The sequence below is a fragment of the Xenorhabdus sp. KK7.4 genome (genome assembly GCF_963876465.1).
Taxonomy (GTDB): domain Bacteria; phylum Pseudomonadota; class Gammaproteobacteria; order Enterobacterales; family Enterobacteriaceae; genus Xenorhabdus; species Xenorhabdus stockiae.
The window spans coordinates 35,426-56,068 of record NZ_CAWNQF010000071.1 but is presented as its reverse complement, the minus strand read 5'-3'; the positions used below and the strand labels follow the sequence as shown (position 1 = coordinate 56,068).

At 44.3% G+C, this 20,643-nt stretch carries 15 protein-coding genes; 6 read left to right on the top strand and 9 right to left on the bottom strand.

Annotated features, from left to right (window positions below):
- From AACS90_RS11100 to AACS90_RS11075, 6 genes are all read left to right on the top strand, one after another.
- Nucleotides 1-435 (top strand): hypothetical protein, encoded by a 435-nt coding sequence (locus AACS90_RS11100; protein WP_099122735.1) that lies wholly within the window; start codon nt 1-3, stop codon nt 433-435.
- A gap of 8 nt (nt 436-443) precedes the next feature.
- A complete protein-coding gene (locus AACS90_RS11095) occupies nt 444-3,395 on the top strand; it encodes a DUF927 domain-containing protein (protein WP_099122734.1) in 2,952 nt (983 codons plus the stop codon).
- The gene (locus AACS90_RS11090; protein ID WP_099122733.1) at nt 3,388-3,939 is read left to right on the top strand and encodes a hypothetical protein; all 552 of its coding nucleotides are present in this window, start codon (nt 3,388-3,390) and stop codon (nt 3,937-3,939) included. The genes AACS90_RS11095 and AACS90_RS11090 overlap by 8 nt, the downstream gene beginning before the upstream one ends.
- A 66-nt stretch (nt 3,940-4,005) precedes the next feature.
- A complete protein-coding gene (locus AACS90_RS11085) occupies nt 4,006-4,599 on the top strand; it encodes a hypothetical protein (protein ID WP_099122732.1) in 594 nt (197 codons plus the stop codon).
- A 161-nt stretch (nt 4,600-4,760) separates the two neighbouring features.
- Nucleotides 4,761-5,195: a hypothetical protein gene (locus AACS90_RS11080; RefSeq protein ID WP_099122731.1), complete on the top strand. Its 435-nt coding sequence runs from the start codon at nt 4,761-4,763 to the stop codon at nt 5,193-5,195.
- Between the two features lie 36 nt (nt 5,196-5,231).
- Nucleotides 5,232-5,411 carry a hypothetical protein gene (locus AACS90_RS11075; protein ID WP_099122730.1) on the top strand — a complete coding sequence of 60 codons (180 nt, stop codon included), beginning with the start codon at nt 5,232-5,234 and terminating at the stop codon, nt 5,409-5,411.
- A gap of 592 nt (nt 5,412-6,003) precedes the next feature.
- On the opposite strand, the gene AACS90_RS11070 is transcribed toward AACS90_RS11075, so the two are convergent.
- From AACS90_RS11070 to AACS90_RS11030, 9 genes are all read right to left on the bottom strand, one after another.
- Entirely contained in the window at nt 6,004-7,089 is a 1,086-nt protein-coding gene (locus AACS90_RS11070) for a Replication protein (protein ID WP_099122729.1), read from the bottom strand.
- A 324-nt stretch (nt 7,090-7,413) separates the two neighbouring features.
- Nucleotides 7,414-7,983 carry a recombinase family protein gene (locus tag AACS90_RS11065; RefSeq protein ID WP_099122728.1) on the bottom strand — a complete coding sequence of 190 codons (570 nt, stop codon included), beginning with the start codon at nt 7,981-7,983 and terminating at the stop codon, nt 7,414-7,416.
- 798 nt (nt 7,984-8,781) lie between these two features.
- On the bottom strand, nt 8,782-9,471 hold the full coding sequence (locus AACS90_RS11060; protein ID WP_099122727.1) for a helix-turn-helix transcriptional regulator: 690 nt from the start codon (nt 9,469-9,471) through the stop codon (nt 8,782-8,784).
- 438 nt (nt 9,472-9,909) lie between these two features.
- Complete coding sequence (locus tag AACS90_RS11055; protein ID WP_099122726.1) at nt 9,910-16,824, bottom strand: LPD38 domain-containing protein; 6,915 nt, start codon at nt 16,822-16,824, stop codon at nt 9,910-9,912.
- A complete protein-coding gene (locus AACS90_RS11050) occupies nt 16,824-17,633 on the bottom strand; it encodes a lytic transglycosylase domain-containing protein (RefSeq protein WP_099122725.1) in 810 nt (269 codons plus the stop codon). Before AACS90_RS11050 ends, AACS90_RS11055 begins: the two co-directional genes overlap by 1 nt.
- Nucleotides 17,634-17,643: 10 nt before the next feature.
- Nucleotides 17,644-19,038: a hypothetical protein gene (locus AACS90_RS11045; RefSeq protein ID WP_099122724.1), complete on the bottom strand. Its 1,395-nt coding sequence runs from the start codon at nt 19,036-19,038 to the stop codon at nt 17,644-17,646.
- A gap of 8 nt (nt 19,039-19,046) precedes the next feature.
- On the bottom strand, nt 19,047-19,556 hold the full coding sequence (locus AACS90_RS11040) for a hypothetical protein (protein WP_099122723.1): 510 nt from the start codon (nt 19,554-19,556) through the stop codon (nt 19,047-19,049).
- Between the two features lies 1 nt (nt 19,557).
- Complete coding sequence (locus tag AACS90_RS11035; protein WP_099122722.1) at nt 19,558-19,794, bottom strand: hypothetical protein; 237 nt, start codon at nt 19,792-19,794, stop codon at nt 19,558-19,560.
- Nucleotides 19,791-20,636 (bottom strand): hypothetical protein, encoded by an 846-nt coding sequence (locus AACS90_RS11030; protein WP_099122721.1) that lies wholly within the window; start codon nt 20,634-20,636, stop codon nt 19,791-19,793. Before AACS90_RS11030 ends, AACS90_RS11035 begins: the two co-directional genes overlap by 4 nt.
- Nucleotides 20,637-20,643: the final 7 nt, after the last annotated feature.

The window sequence follows — 20,643 nt, the reverse complement described above, 5'->3', positions numbered from 1 at the left end:
ATGTCAGAGGCTACGTTATCTGTGGAACTTACAGAACTTGCGGTAAAGTTGGGTATTAACAATAAAACGTTGGGTTATCTCTTACCCAATATGTCGGCGTCCCAGATTGGACGTCTTGTCAATGCGTCAGCGTATCAGGCTAAATATACCGATGAAGTCCGTTTAGCCATTATGGTATTAACGGAAATAGATGCCGTGGGCGCATTACCGTGCAGTCCTAAGACAGTCTATCCCAATATTCTTTTAGCCTTTGCTGAAAAAGTACAGACCGCATTGAAATACAAATACACGTTGGAAGAGCTGAAACATGACAGCACTTGGGCCAATGATCTCAGTGACGACGGTGAACTTCCCTTCGACGATTCAAAACGCGACTGGGATGTTATTGGATTAAAAAATATTCAATCATTGATTAAAAATAGTATTAACCTATAAGGCACCGTATGGACTTCTTAACGTCGGTTGTTCCTCCAGAGGGTGAAACGGTGCTTGTCACCATCAAAAAGAATCCTCGGACAGCGACAGGTAAAGAAGTTCGTAACTACTGGGTCAATATCCGCGATGGTAATGCTGCCAGATTTATTCAGCAGCATGAGTCAGGAGAGACGGACTTATACTTTGCCATGTCTTCCTTTAACACAAAAGGAACGGAATATGCTGGGCGTCGGGATGATCATGTACAGGAAGTGAAATCCCTATGGCTAGATATTGATGCAGGGAAAGAAAAATTCGAGAAACACCCAAAATGGGCCTACCCCAGCTTTGAAATGGCCTATACCGCGTTTTCCCAATGGCTCGTTGACGCGGATATGTGGCAACCGAATTATATTATTGCCAGTGGTGAAGGTTTACATATTTATTGGATACTGGATAAACCCGTGTCACCGGAACAATGGCGGGTACTTCATGGGGGTTTAGAACAACTCGTCCACACACACGGTTTAAAAATGGACGCAGGCGCAAGTATGCGCATCAGCGGTATTTTACGCGTTCCGGGGACACGACATACCAAAAGTGGTAATGCCGTTCGTATTATAGCCACTGAGTCCACACCCTATACTCTTGCCGAAATGCAGGAAGTATTACCTTATGTACAACCGCAATCGGATAGTCTGGGGGCGATGCCCGATTTTCTTCAAGATGAAAATGATTTTCAGGATGCGGTATGGGGGGTGCAAAAGAAATCATTTTCATTTGCTCAGATCATCGCACGATGTGATATAGGCAGTACAAACCCCAAACCAGGCGGCTGTGACCAACTCGCCTTATGTTATGAACAACAAAGTACCACCGACGAACCGACATGGCGGGGAGCTTTATCGATTGCGATAAATTGTTTTGATGGTGAGGAGTGGATACATAAAATCTCAGATCAGTATCCAACTTACTCCGTTACAGAAACGGAAGCTAAAGCACAATCCGTGATAGATAAACCTTACACCTGTGACATGTTCAGTCGTCTCAACCCGGATGTCTGTCGTGATTGCCCCCATTGGGGCAAAATTCGATCACCCATTGTACTTGGCAAAGTCATTGAAGAAGCCTCCGAAGAAGAATTAAAGTCCATTATTAACCATATTCCGCAAGCACGTCCGGTAACGATACAAGATGGCCAACTCCCCTCAATTACATTACTGAGCAAACAGGTCGCGGAGATAACGGAGCAACCGTTACCATTGCACCGTGATTATAAAATTGCGTCAAGTGCGATGGGGTCGGGGATCTGGAAACGGGCAAAAGAGGCCGATGGAAAAGAAATATTAATTTATAAATATCCGCTTTTGTTTCTTAACCGCGTTTATTCGCCACAGAATGGTGAGTCATTTGTGATGCAGGTGACGATGCCACATGATCCTGCAAGGGTATTTGAATTACCTGTATCCGAGTTACCCAAAGATCAGAGTTTACAGGGCTTATTAAGTAAACATGGTGTCACGGTCACCTCAAAAGGGCAATGGGGAAATCTTATGACCTTTTTACGTCGAACCGCAGAGCAGGCTGCCGATGTACGGGCCGCTGATAAGCAGCACCAACATTATGGCTGGACAGACGATATGTCTGCTTTTCTGTTGGGGAATACCGAGTTTCGTGTGGATGGTTCGGTACGACCAATGATACTGGCGAATAATGGGGGCAGTATGGATAAAGCCTTTCGTATGAGTGAGGATGCGTCTGTAGCCGGTTTTCGTAAAGCGATGGATTTAATTAATGTGCCAGATATGGAGCTGCCACAATTTTTAATGGGTGTGAGTTTTGCCGCCCCATTATTTAAATTAATGGGCGTCCAGGGCTGTCTTGTTCATAGTTATGCAACGAAATCCGGTGTTGGCAAAACAACGTCTGCCCGCCTGGCGGTATCTATTTGGGGACGTCACCAAGTAGATGGAGGCAGTGGTATTGAAGGTCTGACCCGTGACACGGCAGTTGCGCTCTATCGACGATTAGGTGAATTAAATGCCATCACCATGTTCATTGATGAAATCACCGAACGTCAGGGCAAAGAACTGACGGATTTTGTTTATTCCGTAACACAGGGGCGCGATAAAGACAGAGGATTACCCAATACGAATCGTTTGCAAGAAAATAATGGCTCCTGGACTATGGCGGTTTTGTCAACAGGAAACTTATCACTGACACAACAACTGGTAAATATGAATGCGCTGTCTGAGGCGTTAAATGCCCGTGTTATCGAACTCGACATGAGCAATCTACCAAGCCTTTGGGGACGCAACAACGAGAACAAAGACTTCGTTGAGCAAACATTTATGTTAGCCCGCACGATCCATTCTGGTGCTGTTGGAAGACTCTGGTTACGCAACCTCATGCGTAACATGGATCTGGTGAAAAAGCTCTGTGAAGACGTGAGTCGAGAATGTCAGGAATTTTTTGATTTTACACAAAAAGAACGTTACTGGACATGGACAGTCTCACTGGGAATTGCGGGATTAATTCTTGGTAAAGAATTGGGAGTATGGGATTTTGATGTGGCACGGGTCATGACTACCGTGAAAGAACAGTTAGAAAGAATACGTGTCAACGTCGAGCAGGATAAAGTCACCCCGACGAGTATCTTTGAACACTTTATTTCAGCCACATTTGAGAACCGTCTGGAAATCAGAGCAGCAAACACCCCCATTATGTCGAACCAGCTTCCCTCGAAAGAACTCGGTTTGCGTCAGGAAAATTACAGTCATAAATTATTTATTAATAAGGGTTTTGCACGACGTTGGTGTGAAAGTAATAACTATCCTTTTGACCTGTTTAAAGAGCACATGAAGCTATTGCGTGCACGAGATACCCGTAAGCATATGCTAGAAGGTGTCACCAGTATTCCGACAAAATCAAAAAGGCCCAATGTGTGGGAACTTGATCTGAGAGGAGAAACAAATGACTAAACCATCGACACGAAAAAAATCGGTGATCCCGTCTGCCGATAGCCTGCAGGATATCCCTATTGAGCCGAAGCAAAGCAAAGCTCCCAGAAATAAACAATCGTTTGTCGCACCGGATACATTGCAGAAGTCGGAACAGTTAGAAACACAAGCAGCCGTATTACGTTCTGCTACGGAAGATGTCGCCGTTGCCGTTAACTATCCGCCGTCATCCGTACCCGAAATACCGATAACACCATCGACGATGCCGGATGTGAGCATTCCACCCGAATCGTCGTTTAATACTCAGGTTATGACGCAATTGCTGACCGCATTAGCGCGACAGCAGCCATTAAAGACTCCACGTCTTGTGACGGCTGGGGTCGTGAATTATATGCACGTATTGAAAGATATTGATGCAGTTGAGTTTGACCAAAAACTCGATGATCTCTATGCCATGTTACAGTCCCGTGCGGTAGCCAGAAGTGAAAATGCCAAACGACTGCAGAATATGACGTTAGCCATGCACATTTACCAGGAATTCACTGAGCTATGGCTCAATGCATAATGATTAATTGATGCGACTTCTCACCGCTTGCGGTGAGGAGCAGCAGATAAAAAAAGAGAAATTACAATGAGTGTTGTGATCTACGATGCCTTAGAAAATTGTTTGTATGCAGATTCTCTTTGTGTTGATAACTATCATCGCATGACGATTCAAAAAATTTTCACTTACAATCTGAATGGTACAAAAGACACTTTCCCCAATGCGAGTGAAATGTCATTTCATGAACGTGGGTTGGCGGGTTTTGTTGGTGATCCGTCAATCGGGTATGCCCTTATTCATGCCTATATGTGTGGTGGAATGAATTTTTGTGAACAATCCCGCAAAGAATTGCTGGCACATTTACGAGATGTTGATGATGCAGATACAGGAAATATATTAATTATTCCTGAAAAACAAAATTATCTGTGGCTGACGTCAGGACTTTCTGTTCCTTTTTTCCCAGTGCCAAAACAACGGATTGTGATTGGTGATGCTCAAATAACATCACGTGTATACAGCAACCTTGATCATGGTATGTCCCCCAAAGAAGCCATCGAAGATGTCTGTCAGGTCAGTGGAAAATTTGATGCAGCACATTTGGTTTCTGGGCCGGTGATTCATGTGACAACCTCTTCACAGAACACGGAGCTATTTATCAATTTAAACGATATAATTAGATGAATAATACAAAATTATTAATTTAAATGGCATAAAATAGAATTAATTTCATTAAACAAATAATAAACACCTTTAATTCTTTTCAAATTAACTCCCTGAATACACTATATTTATCTATTTAACATAGAAGCCTTACTTATGCCCTGTAAAAAAAGGATAACACTATGAAAAATAGATTTATTAAGGGGAGTGCCCTTATTATTCTGGCGCTTATTCTTGCAAGTATGATGATTTATATGAGTGTATCCCATGCAGAAACGTTAAGTAAGAAACAACTCATTCAGGAAGTCATTAAAGAAACAAAAGCGACTATCGCTGCGTTAAATCAGAACCTTCCTAAACGGATTGATAACTATACGATAATGGAAAAAATAAAACCCAATGATAATGGGTTCATTTATACCTACACAGTGTCAGTGCCTATTACAAAAGAAATGGAAAAAGAACTCCATTCCAATGTGCTTCATATGGTTAAGTCAAACTGGTGTGCGCAAACCTGGTTTAACAATTCGATTTATCAGCCAATCGTTTCTTTCATTTATAATGGAACAAAAAATACACAATCAACCTTTATCATTAACAAATATGACTGTAATTAAAAGACTTTGTTTTTTTAATGGAAGTAGGAGGTGTATATGAACAACGAATTTTCAGAAATATTGGGGTACGTTTTAGGTGGTATTTTTTTTATTGGGTGGTTAACAGCTATAATATTCGATGCTTTGCATAAAGAAATTACGTTGATGATCTCTGATATAGTTATGTTTCCTTTTGGGATTATTAGAGGTATTGGAATGTGGTTTGGAATAAATTGACCATAAGCCCTCTGATAAGGAGAGATCCCCCTCACGTGCAGAGCTGTGAGCGAAGCGAACCTATGGCACGGAACGTGCTTGTACTCGATAGTGTTGCGTCTGAGATGATGACTTGACCGCGTTGGTTTTGAGATTATATCGTAGTAATATCTTGTTGTTGTATGGTTTTTTTTCTGAGTGGCGCGGCGTTAGCCGCTGCAAGCGAAGTCCTTTCTTCTTTTTTCTTTTTGTTTCCTTTTGTATCAATTGTCACTGTTTTTCCTTTGAACGTAGTGAAAAGGACTAACATCTTGCGTTGTGGCCTTTATTTAGAGGCCCAACGCAATGTGATTCCTTATTTATAAGGCTTTTTTGTTCAGAAATAACTTTCGAAATTAATTATATTCATGGGTCATTGTTCGAAATTAAATGAGGATTTATTATCCAATCGGCGAGTGTTAAGACAGATGATCTCTTTTAAGAGAAAAAAATGACATAATCGTTGGAAACACTGATGATTCATCTGAACAAAAAATAAGCCATTTTCGAGTAAAATCAACGGAAAAACCGCGCCTGTGCACGGTTTCATTTGATATGACGATTAAACCATCGATTAGGTGAGTATGACCCCTTCCTGTTCAAGCAAGAGACGATAAAACTGGTCTGAATTTTCCGCTAAATGCGGATGCTGTGCCTTTAACTTGTTCAGGGCAATATGAACCGCCACTGGTGTTGTTGTATATTGCCACTTAACATACAAATCCCAGTATGGTCGAGAGGTTTTATTTTTTTTCTGCAAGCGTGAGAGCGCCTGCTGAGTGCCATTCAGTTCCGCTTCCAGATTCTCTGATTTAGGCTTATCCAAACCGTCAATTGTCTCTTCAATATGTTTGATGGCTTTCGCTTTTTCTTCCAGTAAATCAGGTGCAACAACAGAGCGTTTTATGTTTTTCAGTAGCTTACACAAGGCGTGTTTATTTCTGATATCAATTCCCAATCTTTCCATGCGTAATAAATGGCGCTGGTATTTTTTATTCAGATTTTCAAGCTGACCACTGTCAACGGCCCAGTTCTGAAAAGCGATCAGACTTTGCCGTATCTCCTCACGGGGAATGCCTTTAGAGATGAAAAAATCCGGTGTCAGCCAGATACGTACAGGTTTATTTTGTCCAGCGTCACGATCTTTATCCCGATGAACCACAAGATGCTTCATTTGTTCAAAGACAGAGAGTGCATGTAAAGCAATATCATATGCTTTACGCCCGTTCTCATATTGATGCAGTACTCCCATTGTACTGGCAATAAATTCAAAGGGCACCATGACTTCAAACAGATAATCATGGCCCGGAAAAAAATCGGCATGAGCGACTAATGCCAGTGCGAGCGAGGTCATGGCCTCACGGCTTTCCGTGCGGGCACGCACACGCATCGGCTTACGGGTATAATGGATATTATTTCGTTCAGAATAGGGAATGTATCCCTTTTGTCGCAGGGTGATTAGGTCACTATCCCGCCACCAGTCGTGGCTTTTCAGCGTACGAGCGAGACGCGCAGGCGTTCCCCTCGGAACCTGAATATTTTGATTCGGTGTATTACGCCGGTGGATTTTGGACTGCCCTTTTCGCAGGGCATTGGACTCGCCACGCCGGGTACGAATAGGGTAATCAGAAGCTGATAGGGTGTGTTGAACTTTATACACAACCCCTGCACTTATGGCGGGGATCAAAAAGTTGCAATAGAAGTCTCATCGTTCTATACTCCTACACAGAAACCACAAACGATTTCTGCTCTATGATACCCCGTAATTCTGCTTCCTCCGCCAAGATGACTCAGATTATGGGGTTTCTGCTTTTTAGCAATCAGTTAATTGGATTTCCTGATTGTATTTAGTCACCTTTCGGCGTGACTGACCAGAAATTCTGATTTAAAAACACACATTAATGTCTATTAACTTTAGCACTCTAACGCTCAAGGATCAATTTATCCTCATTAGGGGGTGCCAATTTTGTAAACTTTGCGACATCTACGCATTATCCCTGTTTTTAAACGCATTCAAGACCCGATAAATGGTTGCTTCACCGAGTTTAAAATCCTTTGCTAACGTCCCTATTGTGGCCCCAGCCTGACGGCGCATATAAATGTCGTTTCGCATGGTATCATTTAATTTTGCGGGACGCCCGAATTTAACACCTTTTTCTATCGCTTTGGCAATCCCTTCTGCCTGACGTTCGCTGCGTAAGTCATTTTCAAACTCCGCAATAGACGCCAACATATTGAACATCAAACGCCCTGACGAAGTTCGGGTATCAATATTTTGATCCAGAACAACGAGGTCAATATCTTCTTCCTGAAAGCGGGTAGCAATTTGTGACAAGTGCGTCACAGAACGGGCGAGACGGTCTAGCTTTGTCACAACCAACGTATCCCCGTCACGTAAATAATTCATACATGCCTGGAACTGTGGTCTGTGCGCTGTCCGACCACTCCGTTTTTCCTGATAAATTCGTTTGCAGTCAGCCTGAGTTAATTTTTCAAGTTGAATATCTAAACTTTGGCCTGTTGAGCTGACCCGTGCATAACCTATCTTTGCCATAATTTATCATCGCTCTAAAGACATTTGATTATTTATCATAGTCTTTTTGCGACCATATTTCATGGGCTATTAAAAATAATTTGCACTTTTTGATAGACTGTTGAACATCAAGTAATACATTCAAAATCCCCTTCTTCTTATCATATCGTGATTAAGAAGGACAACATCTACTCAACAAACGATGAACCACAAAGACAGAACGTGTCGAAGCGGATAAAAACGTTGAGTACCGTTGATTATCTTCGGAATTTTAATTTAATGTGTTTTCCCTGGCTAAATAAAAACAGTAATACTTGAAAATAAAAGAGATAAAATTGTGATAATTATAAAAATATGTTTTCCTACATATGTGTTAATGTTAAGTATTATTACTCAGTCTTACAGAGTAAAAATTACTCATATTACGTATAAAAAATATATTTATGAGGGCATCTGCAAAATCCTCTACAAAATAGATCATTAAAGATGATGCAGTTTGTGTTACAGTCAAAGTGATTATAAAAAACACTTATACTATGTTTATCAATTTCGGGAAGAAAGTTGACTCTCGTAACCACAATATTGGAGAAAAATGATATATAACACTTTATAGTTAATAGGGGGTTTGGACAGGTGAATTATTAGAGAATAAAGTTCACGATGTCCAAATAAATTGATTTATTCAGGAAGAAATTTTCTGTATTTATTAAAATACAGTATATCAATTTGCCATTCATGAAAATGTAAAATTAATTTTTCTTATACCCTGAGTCTTATCCTTTTCATGATCGGATATATTTTTTGGATATATGTAAATGGCTATTTTTCTAACGTGAAAGACATTGACCCTCTGAAAAAACTTTCGGGTATGTAGTTAGCTATATTATGTTCATAACAATAATCAACTAAATCTCTCTTACATTTTATCCCTGTTTTTTGATATATATTTTGAATATGATTGGCGATGGTTCTTTGGGATAAAAATAACCTCTCAGCAATTTCTTTAGTCGGAAGCCCCTGCAGAATATAAAACACTATTTCCCACTCTCTTTTACTAAAAAATTCTGAGGGTGGTGTAAAAACTAATGAGGTTTGCACATTTATTTTGTCTAGCCTTTCGAGTGTTATCGTATCTACAGGTCTGCCATGAAAGATGGTTCCTCGGCATACCCCATTTTCATCCATTAATGGATACTTATCACAATACCACGGCTGAAGGTAGGGAAGGTTGTTAAAAGAATGAATTTCAATAGAGGTCACTCTATCTGCTAATGTTTCAACTCGTCTGTCCTGTCTTTGAAATTCATCCTGAAAATTTGACGTGCATGATGGAATTTCACCATCAAAACGACCTTCTATATTATATCCTTTAGGTAGACAAAGTAAGTCATTATGTCTTTTATTGGCATAGATAAATCGTGAAGTGTGATCTTTCGCACCCCAGGCATCATTACTATTTTCCCAAAATTTAATTAACGGCATAATTAAACTTTCTATTGATCTATTCATACGTTACCTTTTGCATATCTTCCTAATTAACAATTTATTCTCATGTTTATAATTTATATTAGAAACAATATTCACTCTCTTTGTAGCTTTACGTTATCAGATTAAATGTTTAATTGAAAACACTCAATATTAAAATAAATAAGAGGTGACGGATTAATTATGTTATTTTTTAATCTGAATGAGATGTAATTTTTGATGACTAACAGTTCGATTATAGGCTAAAGAGAAAATGGTTATCGCAGTTCACTTTAATAGTCTTGAAAGATGATGGGATGTCAATTCACAATATAATGAAGACCTTCAAGGATAATCGCGCCCCACACGACACCTCGCCAAAAGGCACAACACGGACAGGTATAGGCAGAACCGACGAAAAACGAATACACATATCCGAGCGGTGAATGCCATCCACACAAGACGCGTTTCAGCAAAGGAATTTTAGTGTTCATTAACGATATCCTGCAGTTCAATCAATGCCTTGCCATAAATAAGACTGCTCTCGTCATCATACTGACGCATCAATTCCTGATAATGCGCAATCGCCGCTTCATCACCGTCATAAAAGGCTTTGTCCAATGCGCCATTCAGTTGTGATCGTGTCAGGCCCTCAACGCGCAGATTACGCATTGCCTTTGCCCGCTGGTTTTCAATCTTAGCAACCGGATCGTTTTTCATCAGGACATTATATGAACCATCATCATTCAGATTGTTAAGACGGCCTGCCGCAGTAGCCTGAGTAATTAACTCACGATATTTTTGTGTGACAGCATAGTTATTCGTTTTGTACCGATAAGCACTCGTCGCCGTCTGCAGGATAGCATTATCCCCCCACCCAACAGGCCGAAGGGGGGGCGTCGTGGTATTACGTACCATGTTATAGACACCACCGAACAATGATGAGAGCAACGCATCCGTTCTGGCCGGGGAAATATCGACCATACCATTCGATTTTTCATAGAAGAAACGAGTCATGTCTTTAAGAAACTCAGGTGTGGTCGTCTTGCCACGTTCAACGTTTGCCGGAGTCGTGATCTGTTTGCCGCTCCAGTCTACCGGATACTTATTATCGACTTCTTGCCCGAACTCGTTCACACCCATTCCTATCGTGATAAGCGGCTGGGCGGCTGTCGGTAGCATCATTCGCGTGACAGTGTAACTATCTGCATCACCGGCAGGCTGAACGGGCACAAAGGTTTCTGCTGCAGAACGAAGGAGTGACCCTACGGCTTCTCCCATGTCTATTTTTCCGTGTCCTAATAAAACGAGGTTCTGTATCGAAAGCATAAAAGGACGTACTTCATAAGGCATTTCACCACAGATATCCCCGAAACAGATAGACTTCTTGCGCGACTGACTACGGGCGAACTTTGAGCCGCCATCCGTATCTTCATCATCGGGATCATCAAGCGCCGATTGTGTTGCAGCGGCAGCCAGAATGCCTAATCCCATGAGACCGAAGCGACCCACTTGTGTAGACATAATACTGGATATTAACGGCAACGATTGCATTCCTGCATTCCAGAAAGCAAAAAATGCGGGTAAGATTTTACCTGAACCGTGTCGGGTAAAGTTACCCGCCAGATCACGGGAACCTTTGGCCGCTTGTGTAATCAAGTCCTGATTATTTGCAGCCCACTCATCCAGTTCTTTCTGTGTCATGTTCCGAAGATCACGACCAGACTTATATTCCAGAAAATTTAAAAACGCAGAATAACGAAAGACTTCATCACTGGCATGAACAGCACGAATAAAACGATAGTGCATATTTACGGCTGCACTTCCTAATCCCGGAATGCCTTGTTGTTGGAGAATATCTATGGGGTTAGTTGCCGTCTCCGCATTGAGACGTCGGCTAACTGCATCCAAACCATAATAAGCTCCTGCATTATTGCCAGCACCGACCTTTGCAAAGAGCTTTCGCATTGGGTTATCGGTTTTCATGGTGACGCGATCCCGCATAATTTCAGGTAATAACCGAACAACATCGACAAGTGATTTTGTTGCGAGAGTATAATGGTCACTGGCAGACATATTTCGGTCAAAGGCCCCGGAGAAATTCAGCAACGTTAGCACCGTGTTCCATACTGGTGTTTTTAATAAAAACGACGGACTGTAGGTTGTCATATTCGATGCTATGTAACCTGTTGTGGTACGAAGCATTGTCAATAAAGGTGCCATCTCCGGTTTCTGAATTGCCCGCAGCAAATCTTTACCAAAGCGGGTTTGGGTATCGACGACAATTTTGGCTTTCTTGTCACCTAAAAATACCCACACGCCATTTTTATCATTCCATTTCTGGTTTGCCACCGCAATCACATTACCCGCATCATCACGTTCCAGCTTATGGGTTTCCAGTTTAAACAGATCGGCCATACCAAGACTGTTCACCATTTCGTAGAGTGCCCGCAACGCATTATTGCGGGCAACGTTGGCATAACGAATTTGCATTTGATGCAGCATATTCGCCACCGGATCGGCGGCTTTGGTATAGCGTCCTTGAAAGGCTTTATGAATTGATGGACGTTTTTCTCCGGTAGATAACAAGGGGACATAATTATAGGCTTGTTTCATACGGTAATAACTTTCCGTCGAAATCAATCCCGATTTACGTTCCTCATCCAGTAGCATCTGATTAATGTCCCGCATGGGTTTAAGAATGGACTCGATTTGTGCCTGTTTGTCTTCGGGCAACGTGGACAGAAATTCATACGCACCTTCAAGCCCTGAATGTGTTTTCCCCTTGTTATCTGTCCAATGAAATGCCGTGGGATTTTCATGAATACGGGTAGGTACGCCCATTAAGACCAGTTCCTTTTTTATCTGATCCATTTCAATGGCCCGTTGTGCATAAGCATAGTCATGGAAAACATGATACGGAATACCAATAGCCCGCAGACCCTCAATGATACTTTGCTCAATCGTATTCAGTTCGGCACCTGGCCGCCCTGTCACCGCACGCGCACGGGCCATTCCCTCAGTCAGTTTTTCATACAAATTAAGCGGCTTTCCATCGGTTCCCCGGTATCCGAGTCTATCTGCAATTCTATCTATTGCTTTCGTCGGACTGAAAACATCTACGTTGGTCGCCCAAAAATGACTCCACAGACTGGACAGCTGAGTAGTGACTTCTTTGGCTATGGTTTGCGCCGTTTCATTACGTTTGCCGATAGAGTCCAGAATCTTATCGCTCATATCCACAAACGCTTGACCATAGAGATCCGACTGACGAATTTCACCCACAAGCGGCGCGGTGGGGTTTTCACTGATGTCGCCTAAGCGTGCGCCATAATTATCCGCCGCCCATTCTGACGCTTCATTCGCGGTATCAACAATATGCTCACGAAACGGCACATTTTCACCGTCAATTGTGACCTTATAGCGCCCACTGGGTAACATATCGATACGCCCTATGTATTGCCAGTCTCCCGAATTTTCGAGCGGTATCCGCAAAATACCCGAATTAAAGTTCTTATTGCCCGCAATACCAAAATTCTTAAATTCGCCGGCAAGTTGTCCCGATACAGGCATAATATCGGCCCCAACAATCAAACGGGTGAGACCAATAATATCGGACAGATTATCGAATTCTTTGGGTTTTAAACCTAAAAACCGGCGCACGGCATCAACCAATGAACCAAAGGCTTTGCGAAATTTCGGAATGGCGTGTGTGGCAAGTGGATTGGTTCGCAAATAAGCCTGCAGTTGGGGATTGGAAAAGGCTTCGGAAATAAACTCATCAATCGATCTTTGTGCATACTGCAAACCATCGGGTAAATTCCGTTTCTTCGCAAATTCACTGTACATCATGATGAGGTTCGAACGCGCTTTCACTTGTTCAGCACTGAGTTCGAGTATGCGCTTTTCATCATTTAAAACCTGATAGAGTGCATGATGGGTCGCTTCGTGGATCAGATAATAAGGTTGGTCAGCAACCTTATCCCGAATGTAGATGGTTGCATTAACAGGATCATAGGTCGCGTTGACTTCCGCATTACGGACAACAATAGGTTCTGCTGTCAGTTCAATATTCACCGGATACGTTTTGCGTGCGGCTTTCAGCATATTCATCAGCTGCTGTACAATCGGGCTGGTATGCCCGTTGATTTTGACTGCTTCCAGTGCGCCGAGAATATCGCCCATTTTCAGTCGAGTCAGCATGTCAATATTCGGCTGACTTAAGTATGACCCGACTTTAATCTCCCCCGCCGGTAAAGATCTCCCCAATGCTTCGGCCTTAAGCACCTTTTCTGCCAGACGCATTCCGGCCTGATAGGCTTTCGGGTGCACTGTTTCATAGGCCGCTAAGATATCATTGAGAATAGCCCGATTACGATATAGTACACCCGAAGTCATACCCTCGGCTTTCGCCTTGCGTTCGGCCAACAAAGCTACCATACCGGCGGCATCATTCACAGCTGGCAACGCCAGTCGTGTATCACGGTCATTGACCAATGCCCCCACATTTAACGGATCACGAGCATCAGGATGCTTACGCAAGGTTTCCGCAAAAAGCTGTACTCGTTGAGATAAGGCCGTCGTCGCTGTATGCGTTGCATCGGGACGCGCTGATGATATTAAGGGATTTTGCCTTCGCGCCTGACGAATGAGATTATTGGCAGCGGCGGCAGATTGTTCCTCTGCAAGTCCACGCCTAATTTGGCGTTTGCGCTGGTTCAGCCGTATTTTCGGTGTCTGCGCAAGCAATTCATCCGTATTAATGAGTGCGTCTTCCTCACGTTGTAAGTGTGCTTCTGTCCGGCGCAGATGATTGTAGCTCTGACTTTCACGTGGCCCTAAATCTTCCGGCGTTCGCATGGCCTCCAGATGCGCGAATACCTCGTCTTGCCTGTCCCGTAAATTACGCACATCCTGTAACTGCGCAGCCCGTGCTTCCTGACTGGCCTCCTGCAAACGTTGTTCGTAAGCGGGCAAAAAACTCGCCAATTCCAGCGACGGACTTTTTTTCTCCCCGGTTGCTTTCTCGTATGCCTGTGCCAGATATTCATTGGCGTTTGTCCGCAACTGAGTGACCCGTTTTTGTGCTTTAATGGTATTGACCGTTTCGGGCATCACAGCAATCTGCTGGTCAATAGCATCAGCAAGAAGGGTTTGTTCTGCAGCCAGACGTGCAAGTTTGTCACTGTCTGCTTTTGCCAGTTCAGCTGCGGTTACTTTTTGTCGTGCTAGAGTCGCAAGTTCTATATCACGGAGCACTTTGGCTTGTGTCTGCGCCTCTTCCTGACGTAAATGATCGGTCAAACCCAACGCGGGATCATCTACGGGCATCACCGCAAGCATTTTCTGTAATGCGGTATTGGCCGCAATTCGTTCAGTACGGATTTGTGCCAATTTTTCATCCAGTTCTTGGATGCGTTCTGCGTCTTGCTCTGTGCGTAAGCGAGTCAATAATGCTTCTTCTGCAGCGCGTTTAATGCGGTCTGTCTGCTCTAGATGATACAGGGTATTTGCCCGTTCTTCGGGTGATCGGTTCTTAGCCCAGTCAATAAAACTGCCATCATATTCCGCCATTGTTAATGGTGTCGTCCGTTGTCCTTTATCTTCCAATAACAATTGAGGCGGCACTAACTCCATTACGGGTGCGGTTTCATTTGGCTTCTTTCGTAATGGATCATTATCGATAGCAAAAATTTTATGATAGCGTTCCAGATATGCTGGGTGCATATCCAATGACTGATTACCAAATTCTTTTTGCAGGATAACCGCATCATCATCGGCGGTCGGGCCATACTGTTCTTTATCCGCAATCGGATTATTGTCTATCAAATGACGATAGCGTTCTTCCAGACTGGCACGTTCAGCGGCCTGCTGTTCTTTTTTCGCTTTACGAAACAGACGTGATCCGCTGGCATCCATTGCCGCAAGACGTTCCTGCAAGTTCGCTTCCAGTAACCCATTCAATGCCTGTTCCTGCTGAGCAATATCTTTTCTTCCCGCCTCATCTGCCAACGGCCACGCTTCTGCCAGTTGGGCTTTCGATTCCGTCGCATTATTAAAGACCGTTTCATCCCGTGCGATCCGTCCCAGATTGGCGTTCTGTTGACGGGCATGGAGTGCTCCTGGAATACCACCGGTAAAGGGTGCATAGACACCTGCCGAGGCCATTGCCTGAGTGACTTTTTCCCAGTCCACCAGGTTGACATTAAACTGTCCGTTTTTATCAAATCCCATTGAGAGTGCCGCATCTAAACCTGACGACGGCATATTACTAGCTGCATCAACCACCGCTGACCCAAAATAGGATTTTAAGATACCTTTCGCCCCCTTGAGATCGGCGGCTTTTCCAAACCGTAATAGTAAATTCTCAGGGTTAATCCCGTAGGTATAACCAAATTTAGACAACGCGGCATCCACCAAACCTTTACCAAAGACTGCTGCACGTTGCTCTGCAGAAAGTTTATAATCGTTCTTTTCTCCCATATTTTGTGCTGTATGACCTGCACCCAATAAGGCATCTGCCGCCACCTGTGAACGTAACATCATTTTGGCGCGTTGCTTTAGCGTCTGTTCAACAGCTTCTTTTCCTAACAGTTTTGCACCACCTTTAGCGCCTGCCCGTAACAGAAAACCACCGCCTAATGAGGGTAAGATCAGAATGGCGGCATCTTCTCCCAATCCCGTAGGATTGCTTGCCATATGGGCTACCGCTTCTGCGTAACGACCTTGTTCAAGCAGTTCATCACGTCGTTTCACATAATTTCGACGAGACGGTGTTTCGGTCTTTTCACGCGTATCTTTGTCAAACTCATGCACACTTTCCGCTATCTCTGATGATAAGGTTGACGGAGCGAGTGCATTTAATAATCCCGCACCAGCATCTGCTGTACCGGTAATGGCTTGTGCAATTGTTGAGCCTACACCCTGCCAGAATCCCGATACGAGTTTACTGTTTTTAATCTTATCGTTATTGACGGTAAAAAGTGCCCCATTAATTTTACTCGCAGGTTGTGCTAACTGTGCTTCGGTAAACCGTCCAGGGAAACGTTCGTTCACTTCCTTATAAAGACTGTCCAACATCTCACGCTGCGTTTCCTGCGATTTATCCCCAAATTTTTTTGCCCGTAAATAGCCCGTCACATTGACGAAGTTATCAGTCGGAAAAAGATTTGGATCATTCGTATAATCCGGCTTTGGTAAAGGACTCGTCTGCGTATTACCGAGACCGTTTTCCTGAGCCAAAAGCGTTGCTACCAACGCATTATTTTCTTCACTGAGCTGTCGGGCCAATGGATTGGTAATCGTCTGAGAAGATTGCATCGCAAGTGCATTGCGCTTAATGAGGCCAATATTCCCACTACCATTGACTAAAGGAACTTTTAATGGATTTATTGCCATCACGTTACCCCTTGCAATAAGCGATCAATCTCTGCTGCCGTCGCTGGACGTGTGCCAAAAAGTCCCGCTAAAGGCACGGGGGGCTGGCCGTTATCATCATCAGAACTGGCAATACGCTGTACTCCCGATGTCATCCCCTCGGTGCTTCCATCGGCTTGCATGAAGGGCGATGTGTCTTGTGGTAACTCATACCCTACACCGAGCATTTTTGACATATCACCCAAACCAGAAAATTCTAAGTCTAATCCGCTTTGCGCGGTCGTTGGTTGTGTCGTTGATAGACCATACTGTTGCAGCGTTCGCGTAATCGCCGGTGAATAGTTCACCAGTCCCAGATTCGGATTTGTGGGTGTTCCCATAAACTGTCTGATCCGATCCACATAATTGCGCGTGATTTGGGGCAGACTGGCAAATGAACGCTGACCACTCATCAATTGCCTAAGTCGCCCATCTCCCGCATTATAGCCCACGGGAATTAAATCCCACGGTACACCACGACGTCGGGCATCCTGTATATATTCCGCAATTCCATTAATCGACTGTTGTGCATCAAGGGGATCACTAATGTTATAGACTTTACGGTAAGCGGGTGTTAATTGCGCAATGCCCAGCTCTCCGGCTGCGCCCGGCGTGTCGAGGCCCTTAGCTAGCCCCCACCTCGATTCCACACCCAAAATACCTTGAATTAACTTAGCCGCCTGGGGTTCCAGACCATACTGCTGTACCGCTTGATGAACTTTAGGTGCATAATATTCCATACGTGAAACGTATTGTGGATTATTTTTCCAGTACCCATCGGTAAAAGCCATCAGCTCCCCCTTAACCAAGTCCGACCTTATTGGGATCAGGATTTCCCAGCCCGTAATCACTCTGTAGTTTTTCTAAGAGTTGTTGTTGCATTTCTGAGGGTAATTGTTCAAAAGGCACTTGCGGAAGTTTTATGGACTGTGACTTGCCGCCCCGATTTAATTCCAGTTGGGCTTTATTGATATCCGTTAGCATCTTCATTATTTTGAGTTGATGCAACGGATCGTTCGCCAGCGCCGGATTGCCTGCCGTTTTCGCCATCAACGCATCTAATTGCGCCATTTGTTGTGTATAGGTCATATCCTGCTTATACGCGGCATCAGCTCCAATACTTGTAGCCGTCAACATAGGCGGCATATTGGCCGATATTTTCGCGGCGACAACGGAACCATTCGGTAATCGGATAAGGGTATTCCCATCCGTGCCATGTCCATAGGCTTGCGGTGTGGTGGCAAGTAAGCCGTGATTGACCACTCCCGCATTCGAATCAAGATAAAGCTGGCCGTTAATCTGGTTATTACCCAGCACACTGGCTTGCATCGTAGGATTGGCTAATACGCGATCAAACACCCCATACGCATTCTTAGACGCCTCAGTCGCAGCCAAGTTTGCATCTGCTCTCGCCAAATACGGATTCTGCGTTTTTCCTAATGTTTCTCCATACTGCTGTTGCCAATAAGGCGACTCCTGCATCCCTCTGGCTTTTAACAGGTCTTCTTGCTGCACCAATTGTGCTGGCGTTGTTCCCATCAGATTAGCGTAACTTTCTAAGCCACCAATACTGTCTTTTGGCATCCCATAAATGCCGTTTTCCGTCATATAAACGGGGTGTCCCCCATAATTCGTTGTCGGGTTATAGTTGACTGTTGTCGGAGCACGTATGCCTAATGCATCTGCCATGTGCTCCGCACTCAGCTGACGTCCCGGAGCTGTCCCCGCTTTTCGGGATAATGGTGTATTAATACCCGGATATTCCCGCTGCGGTACAAGTTGTGACGATCCTTGCGTGGTCGGCAGCGGGGTATTGATACCTGGAAGAACCGGAGATTCCCGTGTGACTGAGGACGGGGGTAACGGTATACCATGTTTCTGAATAATGGGGTCTAACAATCGACTCAGGGCTTGCGTATCTGTAGGTGAGGGGAGGCTGGAAACGGCAGCGGTATCTGTGAACCCATGACGCTGCAAAGCGTTTCCCAGCGCAGTTAAACCCTGTCCCAAAAGGCTATCTTTAAACGGTTTATGATTATCGGGCAGTTGGGACTGACCTACCATATACTGCGCATAACCTTTATTTTCAAAGTACGGTCTTTTCGGGTCATAGACAAAGCCCATTGTCTTTGCTTGATCAAACAACGTTTGATCTTGAGGACTGATATAAGGCGCAATGGGTGTCGTGTTTGCCATACATCCCCCTAGCGTAATTGCTTGTTACCAAAATATGATTGGAATTGATGCGACATACCCAATGACGGTTCCTGATACGTGCCGAGCAAACCGGGAATTGCGCCTCCGTAGGCGGGGTCATTATTCTGACTCGCAGGTTGTTGTCGCATTTGTAGGCCCATCGGCTGATCGGACTGCGTAAGTTGCCTGTGCAATTCCAGGTATTGCCGTTGAAGTTCTGGGTCATTCCACGGCCCTGGATCTGCTGACATGCCGTCTCGTTGAATTAGCGTACTCAGGCCGCTTAAGTAACGACCTTGCTGAAATTTATTACCCGCATAATCGGCTTCAAAACCCGCTCTTTGACTGCTCAAACGCATGGGATCAAGATACACATTATTCTGGTAACGACGAAAACCATCAGCTAGATTAAGGCCAACCCCTAATGCGTTCGCCAGTCCCGCCCCCATGCCCAGAGAACCAAAGCCTCCCAGTGAACCACCCCAGCTATCGTCTCTTGGCACAAACCCGTAAGCCATATTAACCCCCTAATATTTGCGCAACTCCATCAAACTGATCACTCTGGAATGCGGTTGATGTCGTATCATCGAGTACCCCATTTTTCACGGTCTCCTGCATGGTCTGTATCAACGTATCTACCGGCGACGTTTCTTCCACATCAGTCTTGGATTGCCGCAATAAATACGCGGTCATACGTGGGCTACGGGTATACGTCACTATGGGGATCTCCCCAAAACGTCGATGCATTTTATTCATACGGTGTCCTCTTTCGTTGAAAGGGATAATGACTCCCCGCCATCATCACAAGCCGACGAACCACAAAAACCAAAGAGCATCGGTAAAACGACCCCTAGTGCTGTGGCTAACATTTGCATGTCCCCCATATCCGCTTTTGCCGTGGCACGTAAGGACTGCGCAAGAAAACCATAGTTCTGGCCTGCACCGGCTAAATAGTCCGCAGAAAGCTGTTTGCGGTTCATGACATCACGCTCGAAAATCGTCGTAGTGCGTTCCAGTACTTCAAATGTACGATCAAAGGCTTTCGTCCGTTCTTCTTCAAATGCCTGTGTCGTTGCCAGTGTTGTCGCTATGATTTCTGCACGTTTAATTCCGGCCCATACATCACAGTTCAGACCGTAATGATAACGATCAGCCGTTTGTTGGGCCTCCATATACGTTTTGTTCGCCAATATTTTTGCATTAGCTCGCGCACGGCGCAGAATGCCCTCATAATCCGCTTGGTATCCACACAACGCAAAGGCACATAACGCATCATGTAACTTATCGTCACACGGTCGCAATTTATCCGCCCAGGTATTCAGGTCATATCCTTTATCGCGGAAAAATTTCGTTAAATCCTCCCAATTATTTTCCGCATCTTTTGCTTTGCTAATCAGATCCTTGTTCGTCAGCATTCCCGTCAACGTACCCACGAGCGAACCTATCGCCATCCACTTTCCATCATCGCGGCGAGGGGGACGAGGAACCTGAATAATCGTATTGGTTGAGTTAGCTGTATTATTCGTACCATCAACCGTATTTTTATCTACCGTGACCTGTTGTACAGACTCCGCTTTCTTGCCCGGATCGGATGCCATAATGCCC